Raw genomic sequence first — 23,344 nt, 5'->3', positions numbered from 1 at the left:
CATGGTGTGCGAATTAACTTCGATCGGGATGCATGCGATAGCCTCGAATCGGAGCATTGTCCTCGCTAGGGTAATGACCCGACGCAAGAAAAGGTTGATGCCAGCATGAGCGTGATGATCAAGGAACCGGCGCTGAGCGAAAAGGAGATGATCGCAGAGGCGGAGCGCGCGCTCACCGACATCTCCAGGGTGCGCGATGCCGTCGGCGCCGTCATCTTCGGTCAGGAGAGCGTGGTGGAGCGGACGCTCGTCGCGCTGCTGGCCGGCGGCCATGCGCTGCTCGTCGGCGTGCCCGGGCTGGCCAAGACCAAGCTGGTCGACACGCTTGGCACGGTGCTCGGGCTCGACGCCCGCCGTATCCAGTTCACGCCGGACCTGATGCCGTCCGACATCATCGGCTCCGAGGTCATGGAACAGGACGAGCAGGGCCGCCGTTCCTTCCGCTTCATTTCCGGGCCGATCTTCGCCCAGCTCCTGATGGCCGACGAGATCAACCGGGCGAGCCCGCGCACGCAGTCGGCGCTGCTGCAGTCGATGCAGGAGTATCACGTGACCGTGGCCGGCGCCCGGCACGACCTGCCGGCGCCCTTCCACGTGCTGGCGACCCAGAACCCGCTTGAGCAGGAAGGCACCTATCCCCTCCCGGAAGCGCAGCTCGACCGTTTCCTGATGCAGGTCGACATCCTCTATCCGGACCTCGAGGCCGAGCGACGCATCCTGATCGAGACCACCGGCGTCGACGAGAAGAAGCCGCAGAATGTGCTCACCCCGGAACGGCTGAAGGAGATCCAGCATCTGATCCGCCGCATGCCCGTGCCCGAGAGCGTCGTCGAGGCGATCCTCAACCTCGTACGCTCGGCGCGGCCCGGCCAGGGCAATGCCGACACCGACAAGCACGTCTCCTGGGGCCCCGGCCCCCGCGCCAGCCAGGCGCTGACGCTCTGTGCCCGCGCCCGCGCGCTCTACGACGGACGCCTCGCGCCCTCGATCGACGATGTCCGCGCGCTCGCGGAGCCCGTGCTACAGCACCGCATGGCGCTGACATTCGCCGCCCGCGCCGAGGGCATGAGCGTGCGTGACGTGATCGCACGGCTGGTGCAGGCTGCAGGCTGAGATGCAGGCGACGAGGGTGTACGGTATCTGATGACACGCATCGGCGAGGCGACGCAGCCTGTCGCGAAGCGCGACGCGCTCGCCCGCGGGCGGCTGCGCGCGTCGCTCGTGCCGGACCTGCTGGTCGAGGCGCGCCGGCTCGTCAACACGGTGATCGCGGGCTGGCATGGCAGGCGGCGTCGCGGCATCGGCGAGGATTTCTGGCAGTTCCGCCCCTATGTGGAGGGCGACGCGATCGCCCGCATCGACTGGCGCCGTTCGGCGCGCGACGACCATACCTATGTCCGCGACCGCGAATGGGAAGCAGCCCATACGGTGTGGCTGTGGGCAGACCCCTCGCCTTCCATGCTCTACAAATCGTCCGCGGCGATCGCCTCGAAGGAATCGCGGGCGCTGGTCCTGACCTTCGCGATGGCTGAACTGCTGTCGCGCAGCGGCGAGCGCATCGGCTGGCCGGGGCTGACCGACCCCTTCACCACGCGCAACGGCGCGGAGCGGCTGGCCGCGCGCATCGCCCATGCGCCTGAGCTGCCGGCGAGGCCCGACCTCTCCAACATCCGCCGCTTCTCCGACATCGTCCTGGTCAGCGATTTCCTCGATCCCGTTGAAGAGACGATGGAGTGGCTGGACGTGCTGGCCCGTCGCGGCGTGCGGGCGCACCTGATCGAGGTGGCCGACCCGGCCGAGGAGACCTTCCCCTATGCCGGGCGGACCGAGTTCGCCGATCCGGAAACGGGGGAGAAGCTGACGGCGGGCCGCGCCGAGCAGTTCGGCGACGACTATCGGCTGCTCTACGCCGCGCGCCGCGCCGAATTGGCGAGCTGGTGCAAGCGGCTCGGCTGGAGTTTCACCACCAACCATACCGACCGGCTGGCTTCCGAGGCGCTGGTGCGGCTGCACATGGCGCTCACCGCCGACATCGGCTACGCGGGAGGACCGCGATGAGCTGGCTGCCGCTCTCCTTCGGAGCGCCGCTCGTGCTCTTCGGCCTGCTCGCGCTGCCGGTCATCTGGTGGCTGCTCAGGCTCACCCCGCCGCGGCCGCAGCAAGAGGTGTTCCCGCCCCTGCGCATCCTTGCTCGGGTGCTGAAGCGGGAGGAAACTCCGCACCAGAGCCCGTGGTGGCTGACGCTTCTGCGCCTCCTGATGGCCGCGCTGATCGTGCTGGCGCTGGCCGAACCGGTGTTCAACCCCCGCGAAAAGCTCTCCACCGGCGGCGACGCGCTCGCCCTGCTCATCGACAACGGCTGGGCCAGCGCCCCGGACTGGGAGCGGCGGGTGGCGACGGCGGAACGTCTGATCGCAGATGCAGACTCGACCGGCGCGACGGTGGTTCTCGCCTTCACGGCCGACAAGCCGAACGCCGAAATCGGCCCGTTCGATGCGGCCGCGGCGCGTGATCGGCTCCGCGCCGCGCAGCCGCGCCCGGTGCCGACCGACCGCCCAGGAGTCTATGCACGGGCGGCGGCGATGCTCGACCAGTTTCCCGGCGCCAGCATCGCGGTGCTGTCCGACGGCCTTGCCGCCCCCGGCGACGACGCCGCCTTCGGCGCGCTGCTCACGAAGAGCCCGGCGAACCTGTTCTGGGCGACGCCGGAACGCCTCGACACGATCGGCCTGACCGCCGCCGAGAACGAAGTCGACGGCTTTGCCGTGACGGTGGTGCGGGCATCGAGCGACTCCGCACCGCGGCAGGTGACGCTCGGGGCCTTCGACGACAAGGGACGGCGCATCGCCGACGCCACGGCCGTCCTCCAGCCCGGCGAGAGCGAGGCGAGCGCCCGGCTGACCGTGCCCTTCGAACTGCGCAACGACTTCGCCTCGATTGCAGTCGACGGGCAGCCGCAGGCGGGCGCCGTGCGCGTGCTCGACGACAACTCCAAGCGCAGGCGGGTCGGGTTGCTGTCGCAGGCCGAAGCCGATCAGGCCCAGCCGCTGCTGTCGCCGCTCTATTACATCCGCCGCGCCATGCAGCCTTTCGCCGATCTGGTCGAACCCCAGAGCGCGGATCTCGGCGAAGCGATTCCGCAGTTGCTCGAGCAAAAGCCGGCCATGATCGTGATGGCGGACGTCGGCACCATTCCCGAGCACGCGCGGATAAAGCTGGTCGACTGGCTGCGCAACGGCGGCACGTTGGTCAGATTCGCAGGCTCGCGCCTCGCCGCCGCCGGCAGCGACGAGGAATTGCTTCCCGTCCTGTTGCGCACCGGCGAGCGTTCGCTGGGCGGCGCGATGTCATGGACGACGCCGCAGGCCGTGTCCGACTTCCCGTCCACGGGACCCTTCTCCGACCTTGCGCCCCCGAACGAGGTGACGGTGACGCGGCAGGTGCTCGCCGAGCCGACGCCTGACCTCGCCGACCGCACCTGGGCCAATCTCGCCGACGGCACCCCGCTGGTCACCGGCGCCAGGCGCGGCAAGGGAACGCTGGCGTTGTTCCATGTGACGCCAGAGGCGACATGGTCGAATCTGCCGATTTCGGGTACCTTTGTCGAAATGCTGCGCCGCATCGTCCAATTGTCCCGCAACCAGGGCGTCGCCACCGCCGCCACGGAGGACGCGCCGCAAAGCCTTGCGCCCTATCGCCTGATCGCCGCCAACGGAACCATCGTGCCGCCGACAGGCGACGCCAAGCCGCTTGCGGTCGGCGCAGCGACGACGCCCGTGACGATCGAGAACCCGCCCGGCCTGTACGGGTCCGAGGACGGCGTCCAGGCGCACAACCTGTTGGCCAAGGACCATCAGTTGACGCCCATCGCCCGCCCGCAAGCCAATGTGGCGGTGACCGAAGTCGCCTATGCCTTCGATCAGTCGAGCGCCTTGAAGGGCCCGCTGATCGCCGCCGCCGTGGCGCTCATGGTGCTCGACACGCTGGCCGTCCTTTGGATGGGCGGGGTTTTTGCGCGGCGGCCGAAGCAGCGCAAGGCGGCTGCGCCTGGCGCGGCGGCGGCCGTCCTGCTCGGCCTCGTCGCTCTGCTCGCCTTCCCGGCGGAACCCCGCGCGCAGGACGCGAAACCAGGCGACGCCGAAGCCATCGAGGCCATATCCACCACCCGCCTCGCCTATGTGCTGACCGGTGACTCGTCGATCGACTCCGTCAGCCGCGCCGGCCTGGCCGGACTCACCCAATACCTGATCGAGAAGACCGCGCTCGAGCCGGGCCAGCCGGCCGGCGTCGACATCGCGCGCGACGAGCTTGCCTTCTATCCGATCATCTACTGGCCGATCGACGCCAACGCGCCCATGCCGTCCGAGGAGGCAATCGCGCGCGTCGACGCCTATATGCGCGAGGGCGGCACGGTCCTTTTCGACACCCGCGACCAGTTCTCGACCGACTTCACCTCCGCGGGCAGCGCGAGCGCGGCCACGGAGCGGCTGCGCGACATCCTAGGCAATCTCAACGTTCCGCCGCTCGAACCCGTGCCCGAGGACCACGTCCTGACCAAGACCTTCTTCATCCTCAACGAGTTCCCGGGCCGCTTCAACGGCAGTCCGCTTTGGGTGGAAGCGTCGCTCAACGCCGAGAACGCTGATAACCGCCCGGTACGGACGGGCGACGGCGTCACACCGATCATGATCACCGCCAACGACTTCGCGGGCGCCTGGGCAGTCGATGCGAACGGCGACGCGCTGCTTCCGACCGTCCCCGGCGACCCCATGCAACGGGTCTATGCCTACCGCACCGGCGTCAACGTCGTGATGTACATGCTGACGGGCAACTACAAGTCCGACCAGGTGCATGTGCCGGTGCTGCTCGAACGGCTGGGGCAGTAATCGATGAACTGGTCGATCTCCCTTGAACCGCTGCTGTCATGGACATGGCTCGCCATCGTCCTCATCCCCATCGCCCTGGTCGCTGTCGTCGGCATCCTGCTCCGACAGCGCGGCGCGCTGCTGCGTTTCGCCGCTCTCATCGCGTTGGCTCTCGCGCTGCTCAACCCGGTCCTGCTCGACGAGTTGCGCGAGCCGCTGAAGAGCGTGGTCGCGGTCGTGGTGGACCGCAGCCAGAGTCAGGAGATCGGCGACCGCACCGCCCAGACCGAGGAGGCCCTGACCGCAGTGCAGGAGCGCCTGGCGCGCTTCAAGGAGTTCGAGGTGCGTGTCGTCGAGACGGGCAAGGCGGATTCGGCCGACGAGCGCGCCGAAACGCGACTGTTCGGCGCGCTGGACAGCGCTTTCCGCGACGTGCCGCCCTCGCGCATCGGCGGCGCCGTCATGATCACCGACGGACAGGTGCATGACACGCCGGCAGCGCCCGCGCTCAACGCGCCTCTCCACGCCCTGATCACAGGTGAGGAAGGCGAGAAGGATCGTCGCATCCGCTTCGAGCGTGCGCCGCGTTTCGGTCTGGTCGACAAGCCGCTCGACCTCACCTACCGCGTGCTGGACACAACGGGCGCTCGCGGCACCGCGCAGGTGCGCGTGTCCGTCAATGGCGAGCAGGTGGCGGTCGAAAGCGCCAACATCGGCCAGGAGATGCCGCTCCAGGTCATCGTGCCCAGCGCCGGCCAGAACATCATCGAGCTGTCGATCGAACGCACCGACGGCGAACTGACCGACGTCAACAACAAGGCAATCGCCATCGTCGACGGCATCCGCGAGAACCTGCGGGTGCTGCTGGTCTCCGGCGAGCCACACGCGGGCGAACGCACCTGGCGAAACCTCCTGAAGTCCGACGCATCGGTCGACCTCGTCCACTTCACCATTCTGCGCCCCCCGGAGAAGCAGGACGGCACGCCGATCAACGAACTTTCGCTCATCGCCTTCCCGACGCGCGAACTGTTCGTCGAGCGCATCAACGACTTCGACCTGATCATCTTCGATCGCTACCAGCACCGCGACGTGCTGCCGATCCTCTACTACGACTACATCGCCGAGTACGTGGAGAAGGGCGGCGCGCTGCTGATCGCGGCCGGGCCGGAATATGCCGGCGAGCAGTCGATCTCGCGCACCCCGCTGATGGCGGCGCTGCCGGCGATGCCGACCGGCGACGTCATCGAGGAAGGCTTTTATCCGCGGCTGACCGATCTCGGAAAGCGCCACCCCGTCACCCGCGGCCTGGAAGGCTCGGCCAGCGAGCCGCCGCATTGGAGCCGCTGGTTCCGCCTCGTCGGCATCGAGGATCCCGAAGGCGAGACCGTCATGAAGGGACCGGGGGACCGGCCGCTGCTGGTGCTCGACCGCAAGGGCGAGGGTCGCGTCGGCATGTTCCTCTCCGACCAAGGCTGGCTCTGGGCGCGCGGCTTCGAAGGCGGCGGCCCGCATGTCTCGCTCTACCGGCGCATTGCGCACTGGCTGATGAAGGAGCCCGAGCTGGAGGAAGAACGGCTGACGGCGGCCGGCCGAGGCATGACGCTCGACATCAACCGGCAGACCATGAGCGACGATCCCGGCCCTGCCCAGGTGATCACACCGTCGGGCAAGGCAATGACGGTGCCGCTCGCCTCATCTTCGGCGGGTCTTTTCACGGGCAGCGTGGAAACCCGGGAGATCGGCCTCTACCAGATCGCCAATGGCGACCTGACCGCGCTTGCCCATGTCGGTCCGATCAACGCGCCTGAGTTCGCCGACACCGTCTCGACCGAAAACGTGTTGCGACGGCCGGCCGAAGCGACGGGCGGCAGCGTCCGCCGGCTCGAGGGCTTGACGGGCGTCAGTGTGCCGGGCGTCGTGCCGGTGCGCGGCACCGCGGCGGCTTCCGGCCGCGACTGGATCGGACTGCGCACGACGAACGACAGCGTGCTGAAGGCGGTGACCCGCGTGCCGCTGTTCGGCGGCTTCTTCGGCCTGGGACTTCTGCTGCTGGCGCTCGGCTCGATGTGGTATCGCGAAGGAAGGTAGGCGGCGGATCATCCCTCCCCTTGAAGAGAGGATGGACAACCGCCACAGGCGGTTGGACGGGTGGGGTCTTCGCGGCCGTACTCGGCGGTTCTCTTGAGGTCGGCGCGGTGGCGGTTACCCTACCCGCCTCGCTGCGTCGGGCGCTCTTTCTTCGACGGGAAGGGACGCCGTGACCCGGTCCTCGTGATCGATCATGCCGGTGAGCTTGCTGATCGCGCCTTCCTTGATCTCTACCGCAAGCAGCCGGTCGAGGTCGACAGGGCGCGGCATGGAAACCTGGCCGCGTGGAATTCTCCTGAAACCGAGCGGACCGTAATAGGGCTCGTCGCCGACCAGGATGACGGCCGGCCAGCCCGCCTTGCCGGCTGCTTCTATGGCCAGTTTCACGAGATGCCTGCCGATGCCGAGGTTCTTGTAGTCCGGCTTTACCGCCAGTGGGCCGAGCATCAGCGCCCTGCCCTCTCCGGCGGCCACCCGCGTCATCTTCACCGACGCGATAACGCTTTCGCCGTGGATGGCGACAAACGAGAGCGCCCGCTCGTGCGGCCCGCCCTCGCGGATCTTGTAGGCAGCGCGCGTGAAGCGCCCGGGACCGAAGGCCTCGGCGTTGATCTCTTCGATTTCGGGCTCGTGCGCCGGCTGTTCCGGCATATAGATCACGTCAGCAGGGGTCATCGTTTCTGGTCCGCAGGTCGAGGAAAGGACGCCGCAAGACGCGGCGTGTCGCCAAATCGCGCTTAGGCGCGGGCACCCATTCGTCGTCGCTCGATGCGAATCTGGACAGAAACGGACTTCATGAGTCGCCGCTACCATCAAATCGCATGGCCGTCCATGCGATTCTTGAAAGATGCGACGTTCCGGCCCTGTGAACGCTGCGTTCGCCCGTTTCAGGTCGCTGTCGGAGGTCGGACGCCCTAGATATCGGGTCAACGGAAAGGATCACGCTATGGGACTTCTGGTCGACGGTAAGTGGCAGGACAACTGGTATGACACCAGGAACACGGGCGGCAAGTTCGAGCGCTCGGCATCACGGTTCCGCAATTGGGTGACCGCAGACGGTTCGGGGGGACCGAGCGGCGAAGGCAACTTCAAGGCCGAGCCCGGCCGCTATCATCTCTACGTGTCGCTCGCCTGCCCCTGGGCTCATAGGACCCTGATCGTCCGCAAGCTGAAGAAGCTGGAGGACGTGATCTCGGTCTCGGTCGTGCACCACTTCATGGGCGAACAGGGCTGGACGTTCCGCAAGGAGGACGGCGCGACGGGCGACACGCTCTACGGGCTGGATTATCTCCACCAGATCTACACCAAGGCCGATCCGACCTACTCGGGCCGCGTCACCGTGCCGGTGCTTTGGGACAAGCAGCGCGAGACGATCGCCTCGAACGAATCCTCCGAGATCATCAGGATGCTCAACGAGGCCTTCGACGAATGGGGCGACGCCGCTGTCGACCTTTATCCGCAGGGGCTGCGGGGCGAGATCGACGAGATCAACGAGCTCGTCTATCCGAATGTGAACAACGGCGTGTACCGCGCCGGTTTCGCGACGACGCAGGAGGCCTATGAGGAGGCGTTCGCGGCCTTGTTCGCCACGCTCGACAAGCTCGAGGACCGGCTGTCACGCCAACGCTATCTGGCGGGCGACCGCCTCACCGAGGCGGATTGGCGACTGTTCACGACCCTGGTCCGCTTCGACCCGGTCTATGTCGGGCATTTCAAGTGCAACCTGCGCCGCATCGCCGACTATCCCAACCTGTCGAACTACCTGCGCGATCTCTACCAGGTCCCCGGCGTGGCCGAGACGGTGAACCTGCACCACATCAAGCACCACTATTACGCGAGCCACGCAACCATCAATCCGACGCGGATCGTGCCGGTCGGCCCCGAGGTCGACTACGCCGCCCCGCACGACCGCGACCGCTTCGAGAAGGCCTGACGCGTCCTCTACCAGAACGGCGAGGCCGGCTCGCCCGACAGCGCCTCGCGGATGCGGCGGCGCGTACCGGCCGTTGTCTGCTCGGGGAGATCATCAGTCTCGAAGAAGCGCGCCTCGGCGATCTCGTTGTTCGGCACGAACGGCTCGGTCTGGCGAAAATCCGTGATCAGGTAGACGGCGACGTGATCGCGCCGGCTGGCGTGGCGGTTGAAGTGCATCGACATCAGCCTGGGCGGCGCATGCAACTCGATGTTGCCCTCCTCGCGCAGTTCGCGCACCAGCGCCTCCATGATCGTCTCGCCGGGCTCGACGCCGCCGCCGGGTATCTGCCAGCCGGGCACATAGGTGTGGCGAATCAGCAGAACCGAGTTGCGCTGGCGGTCGTAGACCACGCCGCGCGCGCCCAGCGTCATCGGCCTGCGGACCAGGAAAAGCGTGTGGAACAGCCGGGCGCGGATCTGCGGCCAGCCGAAACCCCGCTGCCGCTCATCGAACTCGTCGTCTTCAATGCGAGCGTCAGATTGCATGAACGCTGCGACGCCGGTTCTGGTCAGGGCGGGAATCGTGCCCTAATAAGTCTCGATGTTCCGGCTTGCACATATTTCTGACGTCCATCTTGGTCCCCTCCCGGATGTATCCTATCGCGAACTCGCGTCAAAGCGCATGGTCGGCTACGTCAATTGGCAGCGCAACCGCAAGGGGATGCTGCAGGACGGCGTGCTGGATTCTATCGTCGCCGACATCCACACGACCGGCGTCGATCACCTGGCGATCACCGGCGACCTGGTGAATCTTGCGCTCGATGGCGAGGTGGAGCTTGCCCGCAAGTGGCTGGAGACGCTTGGTCCTCCCGACCGGGTGTCGGTGGTTCCGGGCAACCACGACGCCTATGTGCCCGGGGCATTCGCGAAGGCCTGCCATGCATGGTCGCCCTGGATGCTGTCGGACGGCGCGCATGGCTTTGCCGGCCGCGAAACCTTTCCATACACGCGGGTGCGCGGTTCGGTGGCGCTCATCGGCGTGACGTCGGCGCGCGCCACGGCGCCCTTCATGGCGACCGGCTTCTTTCGCGAAGGCCAGGCGGTGCGCCTGCGGCAAGCACTGTCGCAGGCGCGTGAACATGGCCTGTTCCGGGTGGTGATGATCCACCACCCGCCTGTCCGGGACGCCGTGCACCCTCACAAGCGCCTGTTCGGCATCGGCCGGTTCCAGCGCGTCATCCGCAGTTTCGGGGCCGAACTCGTCCTGCACGGTCATTCGCATCTGCCCAGCCAGTACACGATCGAGGGCGCGGACGGGCCGGTTCCGGTGATCGGGGTAGCGGCGGCTGGTCAGGCGCCCGGCTCTCATCATCCAGTGGCGCAGTGGAACCTCCTCGAGATCTCCGGCGTGCCCGGAGACTGGTCGGTACGGCTGACACGCCGCGCATTCACGGGCACAGCGACAGCCACCATGCACGAGACGACCGTACAGCTGGTCGGAAAGGCGCCCGTCGAGGCCGCCTGAGGTTTGGCCTAGGGTCCCAACGTCCAGCCGAGCAGCTGGCCGAGCTTGTTCCCGAGCAGGAATATCAGGCCGGCCAGAACGGCGAGCAGCGCGCCGGAACAGACCATGTAGAGCCCGGCCAGGAAGGCTGGCCAGTTGTTGCGTCCCGCGCCGGCGTCGTAGAGCGGCAGCACGGGCTCGGCCGGGTCTGCGGACGCCGGGGGCGCGGACGTCTCCGGGGCTCCATCCAGCATTCTCTGCCGCTCGACCAGCCGCTCCGCGATATATCGCGTGACCTGATCCGCAACCGGCTTCATGGTCGCGGATTCGGCAAGCACCACCCGACCCAGGCGCGTGTCGCGGACGAACCTGTAGGTTCGCTTGTCCCGTCCCATGGACACGTGGCTGACGGCATCGATCCATAGCCGCGGCTGCAGCCCGGACGAGATCGCGAAATCGAACAGGTCGGCGTCCCGCGGCACGTCGGCGAAGACCGGCTCCAGCTCTGCGGCAAGCAGTTCGAGGCGCATGCGCTCGGCGTCGCGCAGATCCACCACGACATCGGTGCGGTCGGCGGCCGCGTTCTTCACGTCGCGGATGGCGTCGGACAACGGCCGCGCGATATGGCGCGCTGCGCTGCTGTCGCTACCGTCATTCATCGCACGCTCCCCGGGAAGGGTTGGTTAAGGCCGTGTTAACACAACGCAGTGGTGAAATCACGCGTTCCCATGGAGCGCCCGGCTACGCGACGCTCGCGCGCAGGATGTCGGCGACGAGGCGGGGTTGCTCTTCCGGCAGCATATGGCCCGTATCCGGCACGCGACGCAGGGTGAAATGAGCGGGCAGATCATCCGCGTGGCGCGGGTCGAGCACGGCGTCGTCGTCGCCCCACACCACGGTCACCGGCATCATAAGCGCAGCCAGCTGTTCGCGCGGGATGGCCCCTTGCCTACCGCCTCGCGAGATCGTCGCCGCCAACTCGATCAGCAGCTCGGTCTGGCCGGGAACCAGACGGGTCCGTGCAAGAGCATCGAGGTCCGCGGCCTCAACCCGGTGCAGCGGATGGCCCATGGGCGCCAGCGCCGCGGCCAGCTCGTCGCGCGTGCGCGCGGCGGCGAAGCGAGCCAGGAGCGGCTCGCTGATCGTCTCGCCGAATCCGCCGGGTGCAAGCAAGTTGAGCGACGCGATCCGCTCAGGCTGGGACATCGCCATCAACGCCGCGACCGCGCCGCCCATCGAGTGCCCGACCAGATGGAACGGGCCGGGGGCGCGCTCAGCCATGTCCGCGAGGATGGCGGCCGACGCGCGCTTCGCAGACACCGCGTCCCGCAGGCCCAGCGACGCGCCGTGGCCCGGCAGGTCGTAGGCGATCGTCCGAAAGTCCGGCCCGAGTTCGCGCCGCACCTCGTCCCAGACGCGGTGGAAGCCGCCGAAGCCGTGCAGGAGCACGATCGGCGGCTGGGCCTCGTTGCCTTGGAGATCAGCGAAGAGGTCGCTCAAGTGCGGCCCACGATGCGGTTCGCCGCCGAGATCACCGCCTCGAGCGAAGCCGCCACGATGTTGGTGTTGACGCCGGCCCCGAAGAGCTTTCCGCCCGGATGCTCCATCTCCATGTAGCTGATGGCGGCGGCGTTGGAGCCGCGCTGGATCGAGTGCTCCGAATAGTCGACGACGGACATCTCGACGCCGAGATGCCGGGACAATGCATCGACGAAGCCGTCGATCGGGCCGTTGCCGGTGCCGGTGATCGTCATCTCCTTGCCGCCGTCGAGGATGGTGGCCTCGACAACGCGACGACCCTTGCGCTCCGTATCGGGGAACGTCTGGTGATCGACGAACTTCAGCCGCGCGCCGGGCTGGTCGACATAGACCTCGTGGAAGCGGTCGAAGATGCGCTTGGACGATACTTCCTTGCCTTCGGAGTCGGTGATCTGCTGGATGTCCTGGCTGAACTCGACCTGCAGGTTGCGCGGCAGGTTCAACCCGTAGTCCGCATGCAGGATGTAGGCGATGCCGCCCTTGCCGGACTGCGAGTTGATGCGGATGATCGCCTCGTAGCTACGGCCGACGTCCTGCGGATCGATCGGCAGGTACGGCACCTCCCAGATTTCGCTGTTGGCCTTCTGCTTGGCCTTCAGTCCCTTGTTGATCGCGTCCTGGTGCGATCCCGAGAAGGCTGTGTAGACCAGCTCCCCGACATAGGGATGGCGCTCGCCGATCGTCATCTGGTTCGAATACTCGTAGACCTCCTTCATGCGCGGGATGTCGGAGCAGTCGATTCCGGGGTCCACGCCCTGCGTGTACATGTTGAGCGCCAGCGTCACCACGTCGACGTTGCCGGTGCGCTCGCCATTGCCGAACAGCGTGCCTTCCACGCGATCGGCGCCGGCCATCAGGCCGAGTTCGGTCGCCGCGATGCCCGTGCCGCGGTCGTTGTGCGGGTGCAGCGAGATGATCAGGTTCTCGCGGTTGTCGAGCTGGCGGCACATCCACTCGATCTGGTCTGCATAGATGTTCGGCGTCGCCATCTCGACGGTCGACGGCAGATTCATGATCAGCTTGTTTTCCGGGGTTGGCCTGACAATCTCGGTGACCGCGTTGCAGATCTCCAGCGCCACCTCCAGCTCCGTGCCGGTAAAGCTCTCGGGCGAGTACTGGAAGCGGAAGCCGCCGCCGGCCTTGGCCGCCATGTCGGTGATCATCTTGGCCGCGTCGGTCGCGATCTTCTTGATGCCGTTGACGTCCTTCTCGAACACGACACGCCGCTGCAATTCGCTCGTCGAGTTGTAGAAATGCACGATCGGCGTCTTGGCGCCCTGCAGCGCCTCGAAGGTGCGCGTAATCAGTTCGGGACGGCACTGCACCAGCACCTGCAGGTCGACGTCGTCGGGCACGTTACCCTCCTCGATCGCCCAGCGGGCGAAGTCGAAGTCGGTCTGCGAAGCCGACGGGAAGCCGATCTCGATCTCCTTGAAGCCCATGTCGAGCAACAGCGCGAACATGCGCGCCTTGCGGTCGTGGCCCATCGGGTCGATCAGCGCCTGGTTGCCGTCGCGCAGGTCGACCGAACACCAGATCGGCGCCTTCTCGATGCGCTTCGAGGGCCAGGTGCGGTTGGTCAGTCCGACCAGCGGATAGGGGTGGTACTTGCGGGCGGCATCGGGCATGCCCCTGGCTGCTGCGCGCGCCTGTTGAATGGTGTCCATCGTCCTGTCTCCAAACGCTTGTGAGCGCACCGCTCAAGCGTCTCTCTCGAAATTAATCTGGTTCTGAGCCGAGGAGCGGCAGCCTGAGGCGGATCGACCGCCGGGCGCTCCTCGTCAGTGAGCCCGGCGATCGCCGATAAGGCCGAGAAGAAGAAGGGTCGAGGAGAGAGCGCGCACGGTCTCGGCCGCGATTGCGGCCGGACGCGACATTTGAATGGTCGGGCGCCGGAACATGGGTGACCTCTTACAAGAGGCGGCAGCGGCGCGCAAGTCCGCGTCATTCCTTAACCGAGCGGGCGACCAGCCGTGCAATCGACGGGCCTGCAAACAACACCACCAGGAAGCGGGCGAGCTGCAACGCCATGACGAAGGAGATGTCGACGCTCTGCGAGGCGACGGCGATGATGGCGACGGTATCCATGCCGCCCGGGCTGGTCGCGAGATAGGCTGTCAGCGGATCGATCCCCAGCGCCGCGCTCAGGATCCAGGCGAGCCCGCCGCAGAACGCCATGAGCGCCAGGATCGAGGCGACGATCTGCGGCAGGGCCCGCGTCGCATGGCGCAGGATCGAGCGCGTGAAGTTGAGGCCGATCCACCAGCCGATGACGACATAGCTCGCCGTCACCAGCCAGGGCGGGAGCTGGAACGACGCGCTGAACGCCAGATGCAGCGCGGCCGCCAGCAGGAACGTTCCGAAGAAATGCGGCGACGGCAGTCTCAGCACGCGACCGAAAAGCCCGCCGGCCAGCGCTACGCCGAGCGTTGCCAGGAAATCCGCAGGATCGATCGACGGAAACCAGGCGACGCTGGGCGCGGCGGCTTTTGAAGTGTCGAGCCAGAGACCCGCAACCGAGGCGGCCGCGACCGAAACCATGATGACCCGCAGGTACTGCATGAAGGCGACCAGCCGGGCATCGGCGCCAAAGGCTTCCGCCATCAGCACCATCACGGTCGATGCGCCCGGCGAAGCGCCCCACACGCCCGTTGTCCCCGGCAGCACCTTCCATCGGCTGATCAGCCAACCGAGGAAGCTGCTGGCAGCGACGGTGGCGACGACGACCAGCGCGAAAAGCTGCCAGTCCGCCGCGAACGACAGGAATATCTCCGGCGAGATGGACATGGCGATGAGCACGCCGATCACCGCCTGCGACGCGTCGAACGCAGCCTTGGGCGCCCGGATCGCTCCGCCGTTGACGCCGATCGCAATGCCCGCCAGCATCGGCCCGACCAACGCGGCCGCCGGCAGGCGCGCGATCTCCAGGAGCCAGCCGAAGAGCAGCGAAAGTCCGGCAAGCGCCAACCACTGCAGCGGCTTTGGGGCGGTGTCGAGCAGCGCTCCGCCGCCAATCTGTTGCTGGTCTGTCATGAAGGCCGGTTAGGCTTCGGATCGCGCAAATGCAAACGCGATGTCGACATCGGCGCTCCCGGGCTGCGCATTCCGGTCGGCCCGTGGCGTCAGGGCATGAGTTGTCCGCCATTCACCTCGATCACCTGGCCGGTGATGTAGGCGCTGAGCAATTCGGACGAGAGGAAGAGATAGGCCCCGACGCAGTCCTCGGCGGTGCCCGTCCGACCCATGGGGATGGTCGCGACGGCGGCCTTGATCAGTTCCGGGGTCGAGTAGCGCTCATGGAAGGGCGTCGCGATGGTGCCCGGCGACACGGCGTTGACCCTGATCCTGAAGGGGACGAACTCCTTCGCCATGCCGCGGGTGACGTTGGACACGAAGGCCTTGGAAGAGCCGTAGATGCCGGCGCCGTTGCCGGCGCCGTTGCGGGCGGCGATGGACGAGGTGTTGATGATGAAGCCGCCCTGCTTCTTCAGCCAGGGAAGCGCGACCCGGCAGGCGGTGATCACCGAACGGGCGTTGAGGTCCATGACCTTGTCGTACTGCGCGTCGGTCATCTCGGCATAGGGCACGCGGCCGAGCATCCCGCCCGCATTGTTGACCAGGCCGTCCAGCCGGCCGAAATGAGCCGCACTTTCCTCGACCACCCGCTCCACGTCGGCCGAGACGCCGAAATCACCGCGGACGAGGAACACTTCGCCTCCGGCCTCGCGGATGCCCTCGGCGAGGGTTTCGGCCGCCTCGGTGCTGGCATTGTAGTGCAGCGAAACCTTGCACCCCTGCGCGGCATAGGCCACGGCCAACGCTGCTCCGATGCCGGTCGAAGCGCCGGTGACCAGCACCGCCTTGCCCTCAAGGTCGGGTATTCTCAGTGCAGTCTGTGAAGGCATGTCACTCGCTCCGCTTTGGTACGCGCCATTGGTAGCGGCACCGTAGCTGCCTTCGCAAGGGATGCCAGAGCGGCAGCCTCAATCCCGGAAACGAGCAGTCCGGCAAAGCATCCTGTTTTCACATCGCTTTTGCCACTGCGGCGATGCTTCAGGCAAACGGCACCGCGACCGTTCCCTTGGGCAGCTTCGCCTCGTCGTCCGGTTCGACGTGGATGATCACGCGGACCGATGGAATCTCAGCCCTCAGCGCATCCTCGATGCGGTCGCAGATGACGTGACTCTCCCCGACCGACATGTCGGCGTCGACGACCAGATGGAATTCGATGAAGGTCGCGCGGCCCGCAATGCGCGTCTTCAGGTCGTGCACCTCGAGCGCGCCCTTGGAATTCCCCGAGATGATCTCGCGGATGCGCAGATTGTCTTCCGTCGCCACGGCCTGATCCATGAGACCGCCCAGCGACGAGCCGATCACCTGCCAGCCCTGGTAGAGGATGTTGGCGGCGACCACGAGGGCGAGCAGCGGATCGAGGATGGCGAAGCCGGTGTAGATTGCGGCGACGAGACCGACGATCACCCCGACCGACGTCACGACGTCGGTCATGATGTGGCGGCCGTCGGCGACCAACGCGGGAGACCGCTCCGCGCGGCCGACGCGTATCAGCACTGTGGCCCACACGGCGTTGATGACCGACGCCAGTCCGTTCACCGCCAGCCCCTCCCACGGCTGGGCCATCAGCCGTGGCGCGAGCAGCACCTCCCATGCAGCGGCAAAGATCATCAGCGCCGCCACCACGATCAGCACTCCCTCCAGCACAGCCGAGAAATACTCGGCCTTGTGGTGCCCGTGCTGATGGTTCTCGTCGGCCGGCTTGTGGCTGACGCGGATCGCCCACAGGGCTGCCGCTGCCGCGATGACGTTGACGATCGACTCCAGCGCGTCGGAGTAGAGCGCGACCGAGCCCGTCATCCACCAGGCGGCGGTCTTCAGGGCGAGCACGAACAGCGCAACGAGAATCGACCACCAGGCAAGCCTGGCGACCCGTTCCTTGGAAGCGCTGATTGGGGAAGCGTTGGTCAAGATGGGGTCACGGCTCCGCTCACGCCGCCCTTTCCTTGGCCTTGCGCGGCAGGTGGGCGACGACGTTCTCGATCATGCGCATGCCCGCGTTCTGGCCGAGCGTCATGATCGATTCAGGATGGAACTGGACGGCAGCGATCGGCTCCTTGCGGTGCTCGAACGCCATGATGACGCCGTCCTCGGTCTCGGCGGTCACGACAAAATCGTCCGGCAAGCGCACTGGATCCGCGAAGATCGAGTGGTAGCGGCCGACCGTCACTTCCTTCGGCAGGCCGGAGAAGATCACGCCGGGCTTGGACACGCGTATGCGGGACGGCTTGCCGTGCATGGGGATGTGCAGGTGCCTGAGTTCGCCGCCATAGGCTTCCGCCAGTGCCTGAAGGCCGAGGCAGACGCCGAAGATGGGCAGGTCGCGTTTGCGCGACTTCTTGATAGTCGCGGCGCAGTCGAAATCCCTCGGCGTTCCCGGGCCGGGTGAGAGAACGACGAGATCCGGCTGAAATGAATCGAAGATCTCGTCCGGCACCGGCGTGCGCACGGTGGATACCTCCGCACCGGTCTGGCGAAAATAGTTGGCCAGCGTGTGGACGAAGGAGTCCTCGTGGTCGACCAGCAGGATCTTCACGCCCTCCCCTACCTTCGACGCGGCGCGCTCGGCGCCGCTGGAATTGCCGGCCTTGGCGTCGCGGATGGCGGAGATCATGGCGGAGGCCTTAAGTTCGGTTTCGGCTTCTTCTTCGCTCGGATCGGAGTCGTAGAGCAATGTGGCGCCGGCGCGCACTTCGGCAATGCCGTCCTTGATGCGGATGGTCCTGAGCGTCAGGCCGGTGTTCATGTCGCCGTTGAAATGCACCATGCCGATCGCCCCGCCATACCAGGCGCGCGGGCTCTTTTCATTGTTCTCGATGAAGCGCATGGCCCACAGCTTCGGCGCGCCGGTAACGGTCACCGCCCAGGCGTGCGACAGGAACGCGTCGAACGCGTCCATGCCCTCGCGCAGCCGGCCCTCGATGTGGTCCACGGTGTGGATGAGGCGCGAATACATCTCGATCTGGCGCCGGCCGATGACCCGCACCGAGCCCGGCTCGCACACCCGGCTCTTGTCGTTGCGGTCGACGTCCGAGCACATGGTGAGTTCGGACTCGTCCTTCTTTGAATTCAAGAGCTTGAGTATCTGCTCTGAATCGGAAATGGCGTCGTCACCGCGCTTGATCGTGCCCGAGATCGGGCAGGTCTCCACGCGACGCCCGTTGACGCGCACGAACATCTCCGGCGACGCGCCGATCAGGTACTCGTTCTCGCCGAGATTGATGAAGAAGGAATATGGCGACGGATTGATGGCCTTCAGCCGCCTCGCGATCTCCGAGGGTGCGGTCTCGCAGCGCTCATAAAACATCTGGCCGGGAACCACCTCGAACAGGTCGCCGCGCCGAAAACTCTCCTTGGCCTTCTCGACCAGCCGCGCATACTCGCCGGGCTCATGGTCACCGCGTGGCGGGATGCGGTCCGACGTCTTGAAGGGCTCGACCACCTGGTCGCGCGGAAGGCCCTCGGTCGAGTAGCCGTCGCCGGAATACTCGTACCGGTCGGTCCACGCCTTGGCCGAATAGTGGTCGACCATGAGGATCTGGTCGGGGAGGAACAGCACGAGGTCGCGCTGGCTCTTGGCCCTTTCGAGGCGCTGCTCGACGGGATCGAACTGGAAGGCGAGGTCGTAGCCGAAGGCGCCGAAAAGGCCGAGGTCGGAATCGTCGGATGTCTTGAAGAGGCCGACGATGGCGCGCAGCACGGTGAACACCGAGGGTACGCGGCTGCGCTCCTCCTCGGCGAAGACGCGGCCGGGCTGTGCGACCTCCAGCGTGACGAGGCGCGGCGAACGTTCGCCGATGGACACTTCCTTCAGCGGCTCGATCGCCCTCGCGATCACCGGCAGCAGCACCTCGCCGCGTCCGTTCAGGGCCTCGATGCGCATCGAGCGGCCGCGCGCCGAGATCGCCACCGGCGGGTCGATGACGGCCGTGTCCCATCGCGTGTAGCGCCCGGGGTATTCGTAGTTCGAGGAGAACACCGCGCCGCGGCGATGGTTCAGCCCGTCAATATAGCTTTCGATGGCGCCTTCATAGGGCGCATCGAAGCGCTGACGGGTGACCGAGACACCTCCTGCGGTCACGTATCTTTCTGCGCCGTTTTCGAGCATTTCGACCGTCATCAAGAACTCCATCCCGTTTTGCTGTCGGTCCGGAAAGGCTCAAGAAAACAAAATGGCCGCCCGGACTTGTCCTGCGGCCACTTCAACTTCTGCGCGCACGCGCTTTGCTAGGCCGCTGTTAGCTGGCCCACCACCAAAGCGTGTTGATCGAGATCGTGCACATGGCTCGTCTCATAACGGCGAACGGGCGTGCGAGCAAGCGGATTCAGCGGCGCTCAACCTCCTGCGTCGTTGCCTTGCGACGACGCCGCAGCAGCGAGACGACAAGCCACGAAAGTGCGGCCCACGCGGCTCCCAGCGCCCATCCTGCAAGCACGTCGCTCGGCCAGTGGACGCCGAGATAGACCCGGCTGAGGCCGACGGCGATCGAGACGAGGATCGCCACTGCGACGACATAGACCCGGATCCGCGTGTTGTCCGTCAGCCGTGCGATGACAATCGCCAGCGTCAGGTAGCACACCGTCGACATCGTGGCATGGCCGCTCGGGAAGCTCGCCGTGTGCACGAGGTCGAGCTGCGGCACCAGATCCGGCCGCGGCCGCGCGTAGAAGCTCTTGAGAAGAGAGCTCATCAGCCAGCCGCTGAAGATGGAGAGGAAGACGAACAGCGCCGGCCCCTCGCGTCGTGCGACCACCAGCAATCCGATGGCCGCCAGCATGACGGCGATGATGAGCGTGTAGCCGCCAAGCGCGGTGATCTCCAGCACGCTCTCCGCCAGCCAGGGCGGGCCGATCGGATCGGAGAGGTCGGCCGGATTGCGGAACATCAGCAGCAGCCGCGCGTCGAGCTGCTCGAAACTCGCCTCTCCCACCTCGTGCGCGATGTAGAGGAAGGCCAGCGTACCGATGGCGAGCAACGCGATCATCAGCGCCAGCGGACGCGTCGGCCACGCCGCCTTCATGCCGCTGACCAGCTTCGTCACGTCGGGGATCATGACGGGCGCAACTCCTTCATCCGGCGGAACGGCCCGCGCATCGAAAGCAGGTTGCTCGCGACCTCGCCGTATCGATCATGCTTCCAGCGCGCCCGCCCGAGCGGTCGCGCTCGGCCGTTCGCCGACCAGTTTCACGAGGTCGTCGCCGGCCCGCGTCTGCCGGTGGGAACGGCGTGTCAGGATGAAGCCGGCCTGGGGCGCGAGCACGTCGACCTGACCGTTCTGCTCGCCGGGGCTGTGCACGATGGAGGCGATCCGCTGTCCCTCGGCCACGTGGTCGCCCGGCTTGACGTCGTAGAGGATGACGCCTGCCCGCGGCGCGCGCAGCATCTCGACATGGTCGATCGGCGCCACCAGCCCTCGGAAGCCGTCGCCCTGCGGGGTTTCGCCGTCAGCGATCACGCCCCGCCCGACCAGAAGGCGATAGAGCCCCTGTGCGTCGCGCTCGCCCAGATCCCGTTCCACGTCCACTTGTCCACGAAACTCCGCTGTGGTGATTGCAAGTCCGGCCAAGTCCCGCGCCTCGCGCTCCCGATAAGGATGCAGGGACGCCTCGTCGAACGAAGCCCCTGACGATCCATCCCACAGGATCACCGCCTCCACTCCCATCGCGGCAGCGCAGTCGCTCATCGTCGGCCACAGTGCGACGGGAACGTAGAGATAGGCCACGCCCTCATCGTCGCAGTGCAGGTCGAGCACGATGTCGTGTCCGAGCGACAGCGACAACAGCCGCGTCTTCAGCTTCTGGTCGATCGTCTCGAGCTCTGACTCGACAGGCAGGGCGTTGGCCTCCGGCGTCGCGACCAGCGGGAAGTCGCGGTTGAAGTTGGTCCGCGTTCCCAGATGGAAGCGGCCCTGCACGACGCCGAACAGATACTGCGCGCGCCCGACCGGGTTCGCCCAGGGAACCACGGTGATGTCGCCCTTGATCCTCCCTTCGGCCTCGGCCGCGCGCAGCTTCGGCATCAGCGCATGGATCGCCGCCACGCCGGGCATCTCGTCCCCGTGCAGCGCCGCCTGCAGATAGGCCCGCGGCGCGCTCCGGTCGCTGCCGGCGAAGCGGAACACGGAGAACTCATAGGCGACGCCATCGGTGTCGCCGGCCAGCAGTTCGGTGGATTTCTTGGGCATGGTCGTTCCCGTTCGATCGATAGGGGCGCCGGCCTGCTCTTCGCGGTCCGGCGTTCCCAGGCGAGGCCGCAGCCCGTTATCTGCGCAGCACCGCGCTCAGCACGTCGCGCACGCCGATGGCGCCGACGAAGCGCGAGCTGTCGTCGAAGAGCGCGACCGGAGAGGTCTGCGAGCGGTGCATGGCGTGCATCACGGTCTTCAGGCTCGTGCCCGGGCGGGCCCAGAAGACGTGCGGCTCATTCTCGGGGATCTGTTCCATCGCGTCGCAGGATACCCAGACCGCGGGTCGGCCGTTGCGCTCGGCGTCGATCACCAACCCATCGGTGTCCAGCTTGAAGCGCGTCGTCTTGCGCCTGTCGAGCCAGAGCCAGCTCTCGCCCGCGCTTTCCAGGTCGCGCCTGTCCCGCATGACGTTCCAAGCCGTCAGCACGGAGAGCGGGTTCACGTTGGCGATGAAGTCGCGCACATAGTCGTTGGCCGGCCTGAGCACGATGTCCTCGGGCGCGCCCGTCTGCACGATGCGTCCGCCTTCCATGATCGTGATGGTCGAGCCGATCTTGAGGGCTTCCTCGAGGTCGTGGCTGACGAACAGGATCGTCTTCTTCAGCGTCGCCTGGAGCTGAAGCAGTTCGTCCTGGAGTTTTGTCCGGATCAGCGGGTCGAGCGCCGAGAACGGCTCGTCCATCAAGAGGATCGGCGCTTCGGTCGCGAAGGCGCGGGCGAGACCCACGCGCTGCTGCATGCCGCCGGAGAGCTCGTGCGCATACTTGCGCGCCCACTGGTCGAGGCCGACGAGCTTGAGCTGCTTCTGGACGCGCGCCTTGCGTTCCGCCTCCGGCACGCCCGAAAGCTCCAGTCCCAAACCGACATTCTCCTCGACCGTCCGCCACGGCAGCAGTCCGAACTGCTGGAAGACCATGGCGACGCGCGTCTGGCGGATGCGGCGCAGCGCGCTCGGGTCGCAGCTCACCATGTCGACGGTCTTGTCGCCGTCATGGACGAAGACATTGCCCCTGGAAGGCACGTTCAGGAGGTTCACCGCCCTCAGGAGCGTCGACTTCCCGGAGCCGGAAAGGCCCATCAAAACCGAGATTTCGCCTTCGTTGACGATCAGGTTGGCGCCGGCGCAGCCCAGCACCGCACCGGTCTTGTCGAGGATTTCCGCGCGCGTCGCGCCCTGGTCGATCAGTGCGAGGGCTCCGGCGCGATCCTCGCCGAAGACGATATCGACATTCTTGAACTCGACTGCGGCGTTCATCGGGCTCCTCCCGTGCGGACGCGGCTCATGCGATCGAGGATGATGGCAAGCACGACGATTGCCAAGCCGGCCTCGAGGCCGAGCGGGATGTTGACCGAGTTCAGCGCGCGCACCACCGGCTTGCCGAGGCCGTTGGCGCCGATCAGCGCCGCGATCACCACCATCGACAGACAGAGCATGATGCACTGGGTGAGGCCCGCCATGATGGTGGGCAGGGCCGAGGGCAGCTCGACCTTCCAGAGCAGCTGCCGCTTGGTGGCGCCGAACGCCTCGCCCGCCTCGAGCATGGGCTTCGGCACCGAGGTAATGCCGAGGTAAGTCAGCCGGATCGGGGCCGGCGCAGCGAAAATCACCGTCACGATCAGGCCCGGTGCGATGCCGAGGCCGAACAGGATTAGCACCGGGATCAGATAGACGAAGGTCGGCATCGTCTGCATCAGATCGAGGATGGGCTGGAGGAAGCGGTAACCCCGCTCGTTATGCGCGGCCCAGATGCCGATGGGCACGCCGATCGCCATGGAGGCGGTTGCCGCTGCGACGACCAGCACCAGCGTCTCGACGGTCTCCTTCCACAGGCCCTGGTTGATGATGAAGAGAAGCCCGATGGCAACGCCGACTGCGAGCTTGAGCGAGCGCTGCAGATACAGGGCCAGAAGCGCGACCGCGGCGACGACCGCGAAGGGAGGAAACCACAGCAGGATGCCGACGAGCCCTTCCAGCACGACCGTCAGGCCGTCAGCGATCGAATCGAAGAACCATTCGAAGTTGGTGGTCAGGAAGTCGAAGAACGCCTTCCCCCATCGCCCGATTGGTATCTTCGCGCTGGCGATCAGTTCCGAAACCGGATCCATTGCTCGCTCCCCTCAGTTGCTGAGCCACCGAACCCGGCGGCCCATGAAAAAGGCGGCCTCGTGACACA

The 23,344-nt window shown here is 66.6% G+C and carries 19 protein-coding genes; 6 read left to right on the top strand and 13 right to left on the bottom strand.

Annotation, left to right across the window (positions count from 1 at the left end):
* Window positions 1-105 precede the first annotated feature (105 nt).
* The 4 genes from PD284_RS09500 to PD284_RS09485 are packed head-to-tail and all read left to right on the top strand — an operon-like array spanning window position 106 to window position 6,953.
* On the top strand, window positions 106-1,113 hold the full coding sequence (locus PD284_RS09500) for an AAA family ATPase (RefSeq protein WP_274627960.1): 1,008 nt from the start codon (window positions 106-108) through the stop codon (window positions 1,111-1,113).
* A gap of 30 nt (window positions 1,114-1,143) precedes the next feature.
* Complete coding sequence (locus tag PD284_RS09495) at window positions 1,144-2,058, top strand: DUF58 domain-containing protein (protein WP_274627959.1); 915 nt, start codon at window positions 1,144-1,146, stop codon at window positions 2,056-2,058.
* Window positions 2,055-4,886, top strand: a complete 2,832-nt coding sequence (locus tag PD284_RS09490; RefSeq protein ID WP_274627958.1) for a DUF4159 domain-containing protein — start codon at window positions 2,055-2,057, stop codon at window positions 4,884-4,886. Before PD284_RS09495 ends, PD284_RS09490 begins: the two co-directional genes overlap by 4 nt.
* 3 nt (window positions 4,887-4,889) lie before the next feature.
* Window positions 4,890-6,953, top strand: coding sequence for a hypothetical protein (locus PD284_RS09485; protein WP_274627957.1), 2,064 nt, complete (start codon window positions 4,890-4,892; stop codon window positions 6,951-6,953).
* Between the two features lie 114 nt (window positions 6,954-7,067).
* Here PD284_RS09485 and PD284_RS09480 read toward each other — a convergent pair whose 3' ends face one another.
* Entirely contained in the window at window positions 7,068-7,628 is a 561-nt protein-coding gene (locus PD284_RS09480) for a GNAT family N-acetyltransferase (RefSeq protein ID WP_274627956.1), read from the bottom strand.
* Window positions 7,629-7,899: 271 nt separating this feature from the next.
* Here PD284_RS09480 and PD284_RS09475 point away from each other — a divergent pair, with 271 nt between their 5' ends.
* Complete coding sequence (locus PD284_RS09475; RefSeq protein ID WP_274627955.1) at window positions 7,900-8,886, top strand: glutathione S-transferase family protein; 987 nt, start codon at window positions 7,900-7,902, stop codon at window positions 8,884-8,886.
* Between the two features lie 8 nt (window positions 8,887-8,894).
* Here PD284_RS09475 and PD284_RS09470 read toward each other — a convergent pair whose 3' ends face one another.
* Entirely contained in the window at window positions 8,895-9,413 is a 519-nt protein-coding gene (locus PD284_RS09470) for an NUDIX domain-containing protein (RefSeq protein WP_274627954.1), read from the bottom strand.
* Window positions 9,414-9,468: 55 nt separating this feature from the next.
* On the opposite strand from PD284_RS09470, the gene PD284_RS09465 reads away from it, so the two are divergent.
* Window positions 9,469-10,392 (top strand): metallophosphoesterase family protein, encoded by a 924-nt coding sequence (locus PD284_RS09465; protein ID WP_274627953.1) that lies wholly within the window; start codon window positions 9,469-9,471, stop codon window positions 10,390-10,392.
* 8 nt (window positions 10,393-10,400) lie between these two features.
* On the opposite strand, the gene PD284_RS09460 is transcribed toward PD284_RS09465, so the two are convergent.
* The 11 genes from PD284_RS09460 to choW all read right to left on the bottom strand — a co-directional run bounded on the left by PD284_RS09460 (window position 10,401) and on the right by choW (window position 23,276).
* Window positions 10,401-11,030, bottom strand: coding sequence for a hypothetical protein (locus PD284_RS09460; RefSeq protein WP_274627952.1), 630 nt, complete (start codon window positions 11,028-11,030; stop codon window positions 10,401-10,403).
* An 82-nt stretch (window positions 11,031-11,112) separates the two neighbouring features.
* Window positions 11,113-11,871: an alpha/beta fold hydrolase gene (locus PD284_RS09455; RefSeq protein ID WP_274627951.1), complete on the bottom strand. Its 759-nt coding sequence runs from the start codon at window positions 11,869-11,871 to the stop codon at window positions 11,113-11,115.
* Complete coding sequence (gene leuA, locus PD284_RS09450; RefSeq protein WP_274630589.1) at window positions 11,868-13,538, bottom strand: 2-isopropylmalate synthase; 1,671 nt, start codon at window positions 13,536-13,538, stop codon at window positions 11,868-11,870. The genes PD284_RS09455 and leuA overlap by 4 nt, the downstream gene beginning before the upstream one ends.
* Before the next feature lie 316 nt (window positions 13,539-13,854).
* Window positions 13,855-14,943, bottom strand: coding sequence for an AbrB family transcriptional regulator (locus PD284_RS09445; protein WP_274627950.1), 1,089 nt, complete (start codon window positions 14,941-14,943; stop codon window positions 13,855-13,857).
* Window positions 14,944-15,032: 89 nt separating this feature from the next.
* Window positions 15,033-15,815 carry an SDR family NAD(P)-dependent oxidoreductase gene (locus PD284_RS09440; RefSeq protein WP_274627949.1) on the bottom strand — a complete coding sequence of 261 codons (783 nt, stop codon included), beginning with the start codon at window positions 15,813-15,815 and terminating at the stop codon, window positions 15,033-15,035.
* Window positions 15,816-15,963: 148 nt separating this feature from the next.
* Window positions 15,964-16,875: a cation diffusion facilitator family transporter gene (locus PD284_RS09435; protein ID WP_274630588.1), complete on the bottom strand. Its 912-nt coding sequence runs from the start codon at window positions 16,873-16,875 to the stop codon at window positions 15,964-15,966.
* A 37-nt stretch (window positions 16,876-16,912) separates the two neighbouring features.
* Complete coding sequence (locus PD284_RS09430) at window positions 16,913-19,102, bottom strand: anthranilate synthase (protein WP_274627948.1); 2,190 nt, start codon at window positions 19,100-19,102, stop codon at window positions 16,913-16,915.
* Between the two features lie 205 nt (window positions 19,103-19,307).
* Window positions 19,308-20,036, bottom strand: coding sequence for a phosphatase PAP2 family protein (locus tag PD284_RS09425; RefSeq protein ID WP_274627947.1), 729 nt, complete (start codon window positions 20,034-20,036; stop codon window positions 19,308-19,310).
* 75 nt (window positions 20,037-20,111) lie between these two features.
* Entirely contained in the window at window positions 20,112-21,167 is a 1,056-nt protein-coding gene (locus PD284_RS09420; RefSeq protein WP_274627946.1) for a M14 family metallopeptidase, read from the bottom strand.
* Between the two features lie 76 nt (window positions 21,168-21,243).
* Window positions 21,244-22,425 carry a choline ABC transporter ATP-binding protein gene (gene choV, locus PD284_RS09415; protein WP_274627945.1) on the bottom strand — a complete coding sequence of 394 codons (1,182 nt, stop codon included), beginning with the start codon at window positions 22,423-22,425 and terminating at the stop codon, window positions 21,244-21,246.
* Window positions 22,422-23,276: a choline ABC transporter permease subunit gene (choW, locus tag PD284_RS09410; RefSeq protein WP_274627944.1), complete on the bottom strand. Its 855-nt coding sequence runs from the start codon at window positions 23,274-23,276 to the stop codon at window positions 22,422-22,424. Before choW ends, choV begins: the two co-directional genes overlap by 4 nt.
* Window positions 23,277-23,344: the final 68 nt, after the last annotated feature.

It is taken from the genome of Mesorhizobium shangrilense (assembly GCF_028826155.1).
Lineage (GTDB): Bacteria > Pseudomonadota > Alphaproteobacteria > Rhizobiales > Rhizobiaceae > Arvimicrobium > Arvimicrobium flavum.
The sequence above is the reverse complement of the archived record's forward strand: the minus strand, read 5'-3'. Positions and strand labels throughout refer to the sequence as shown.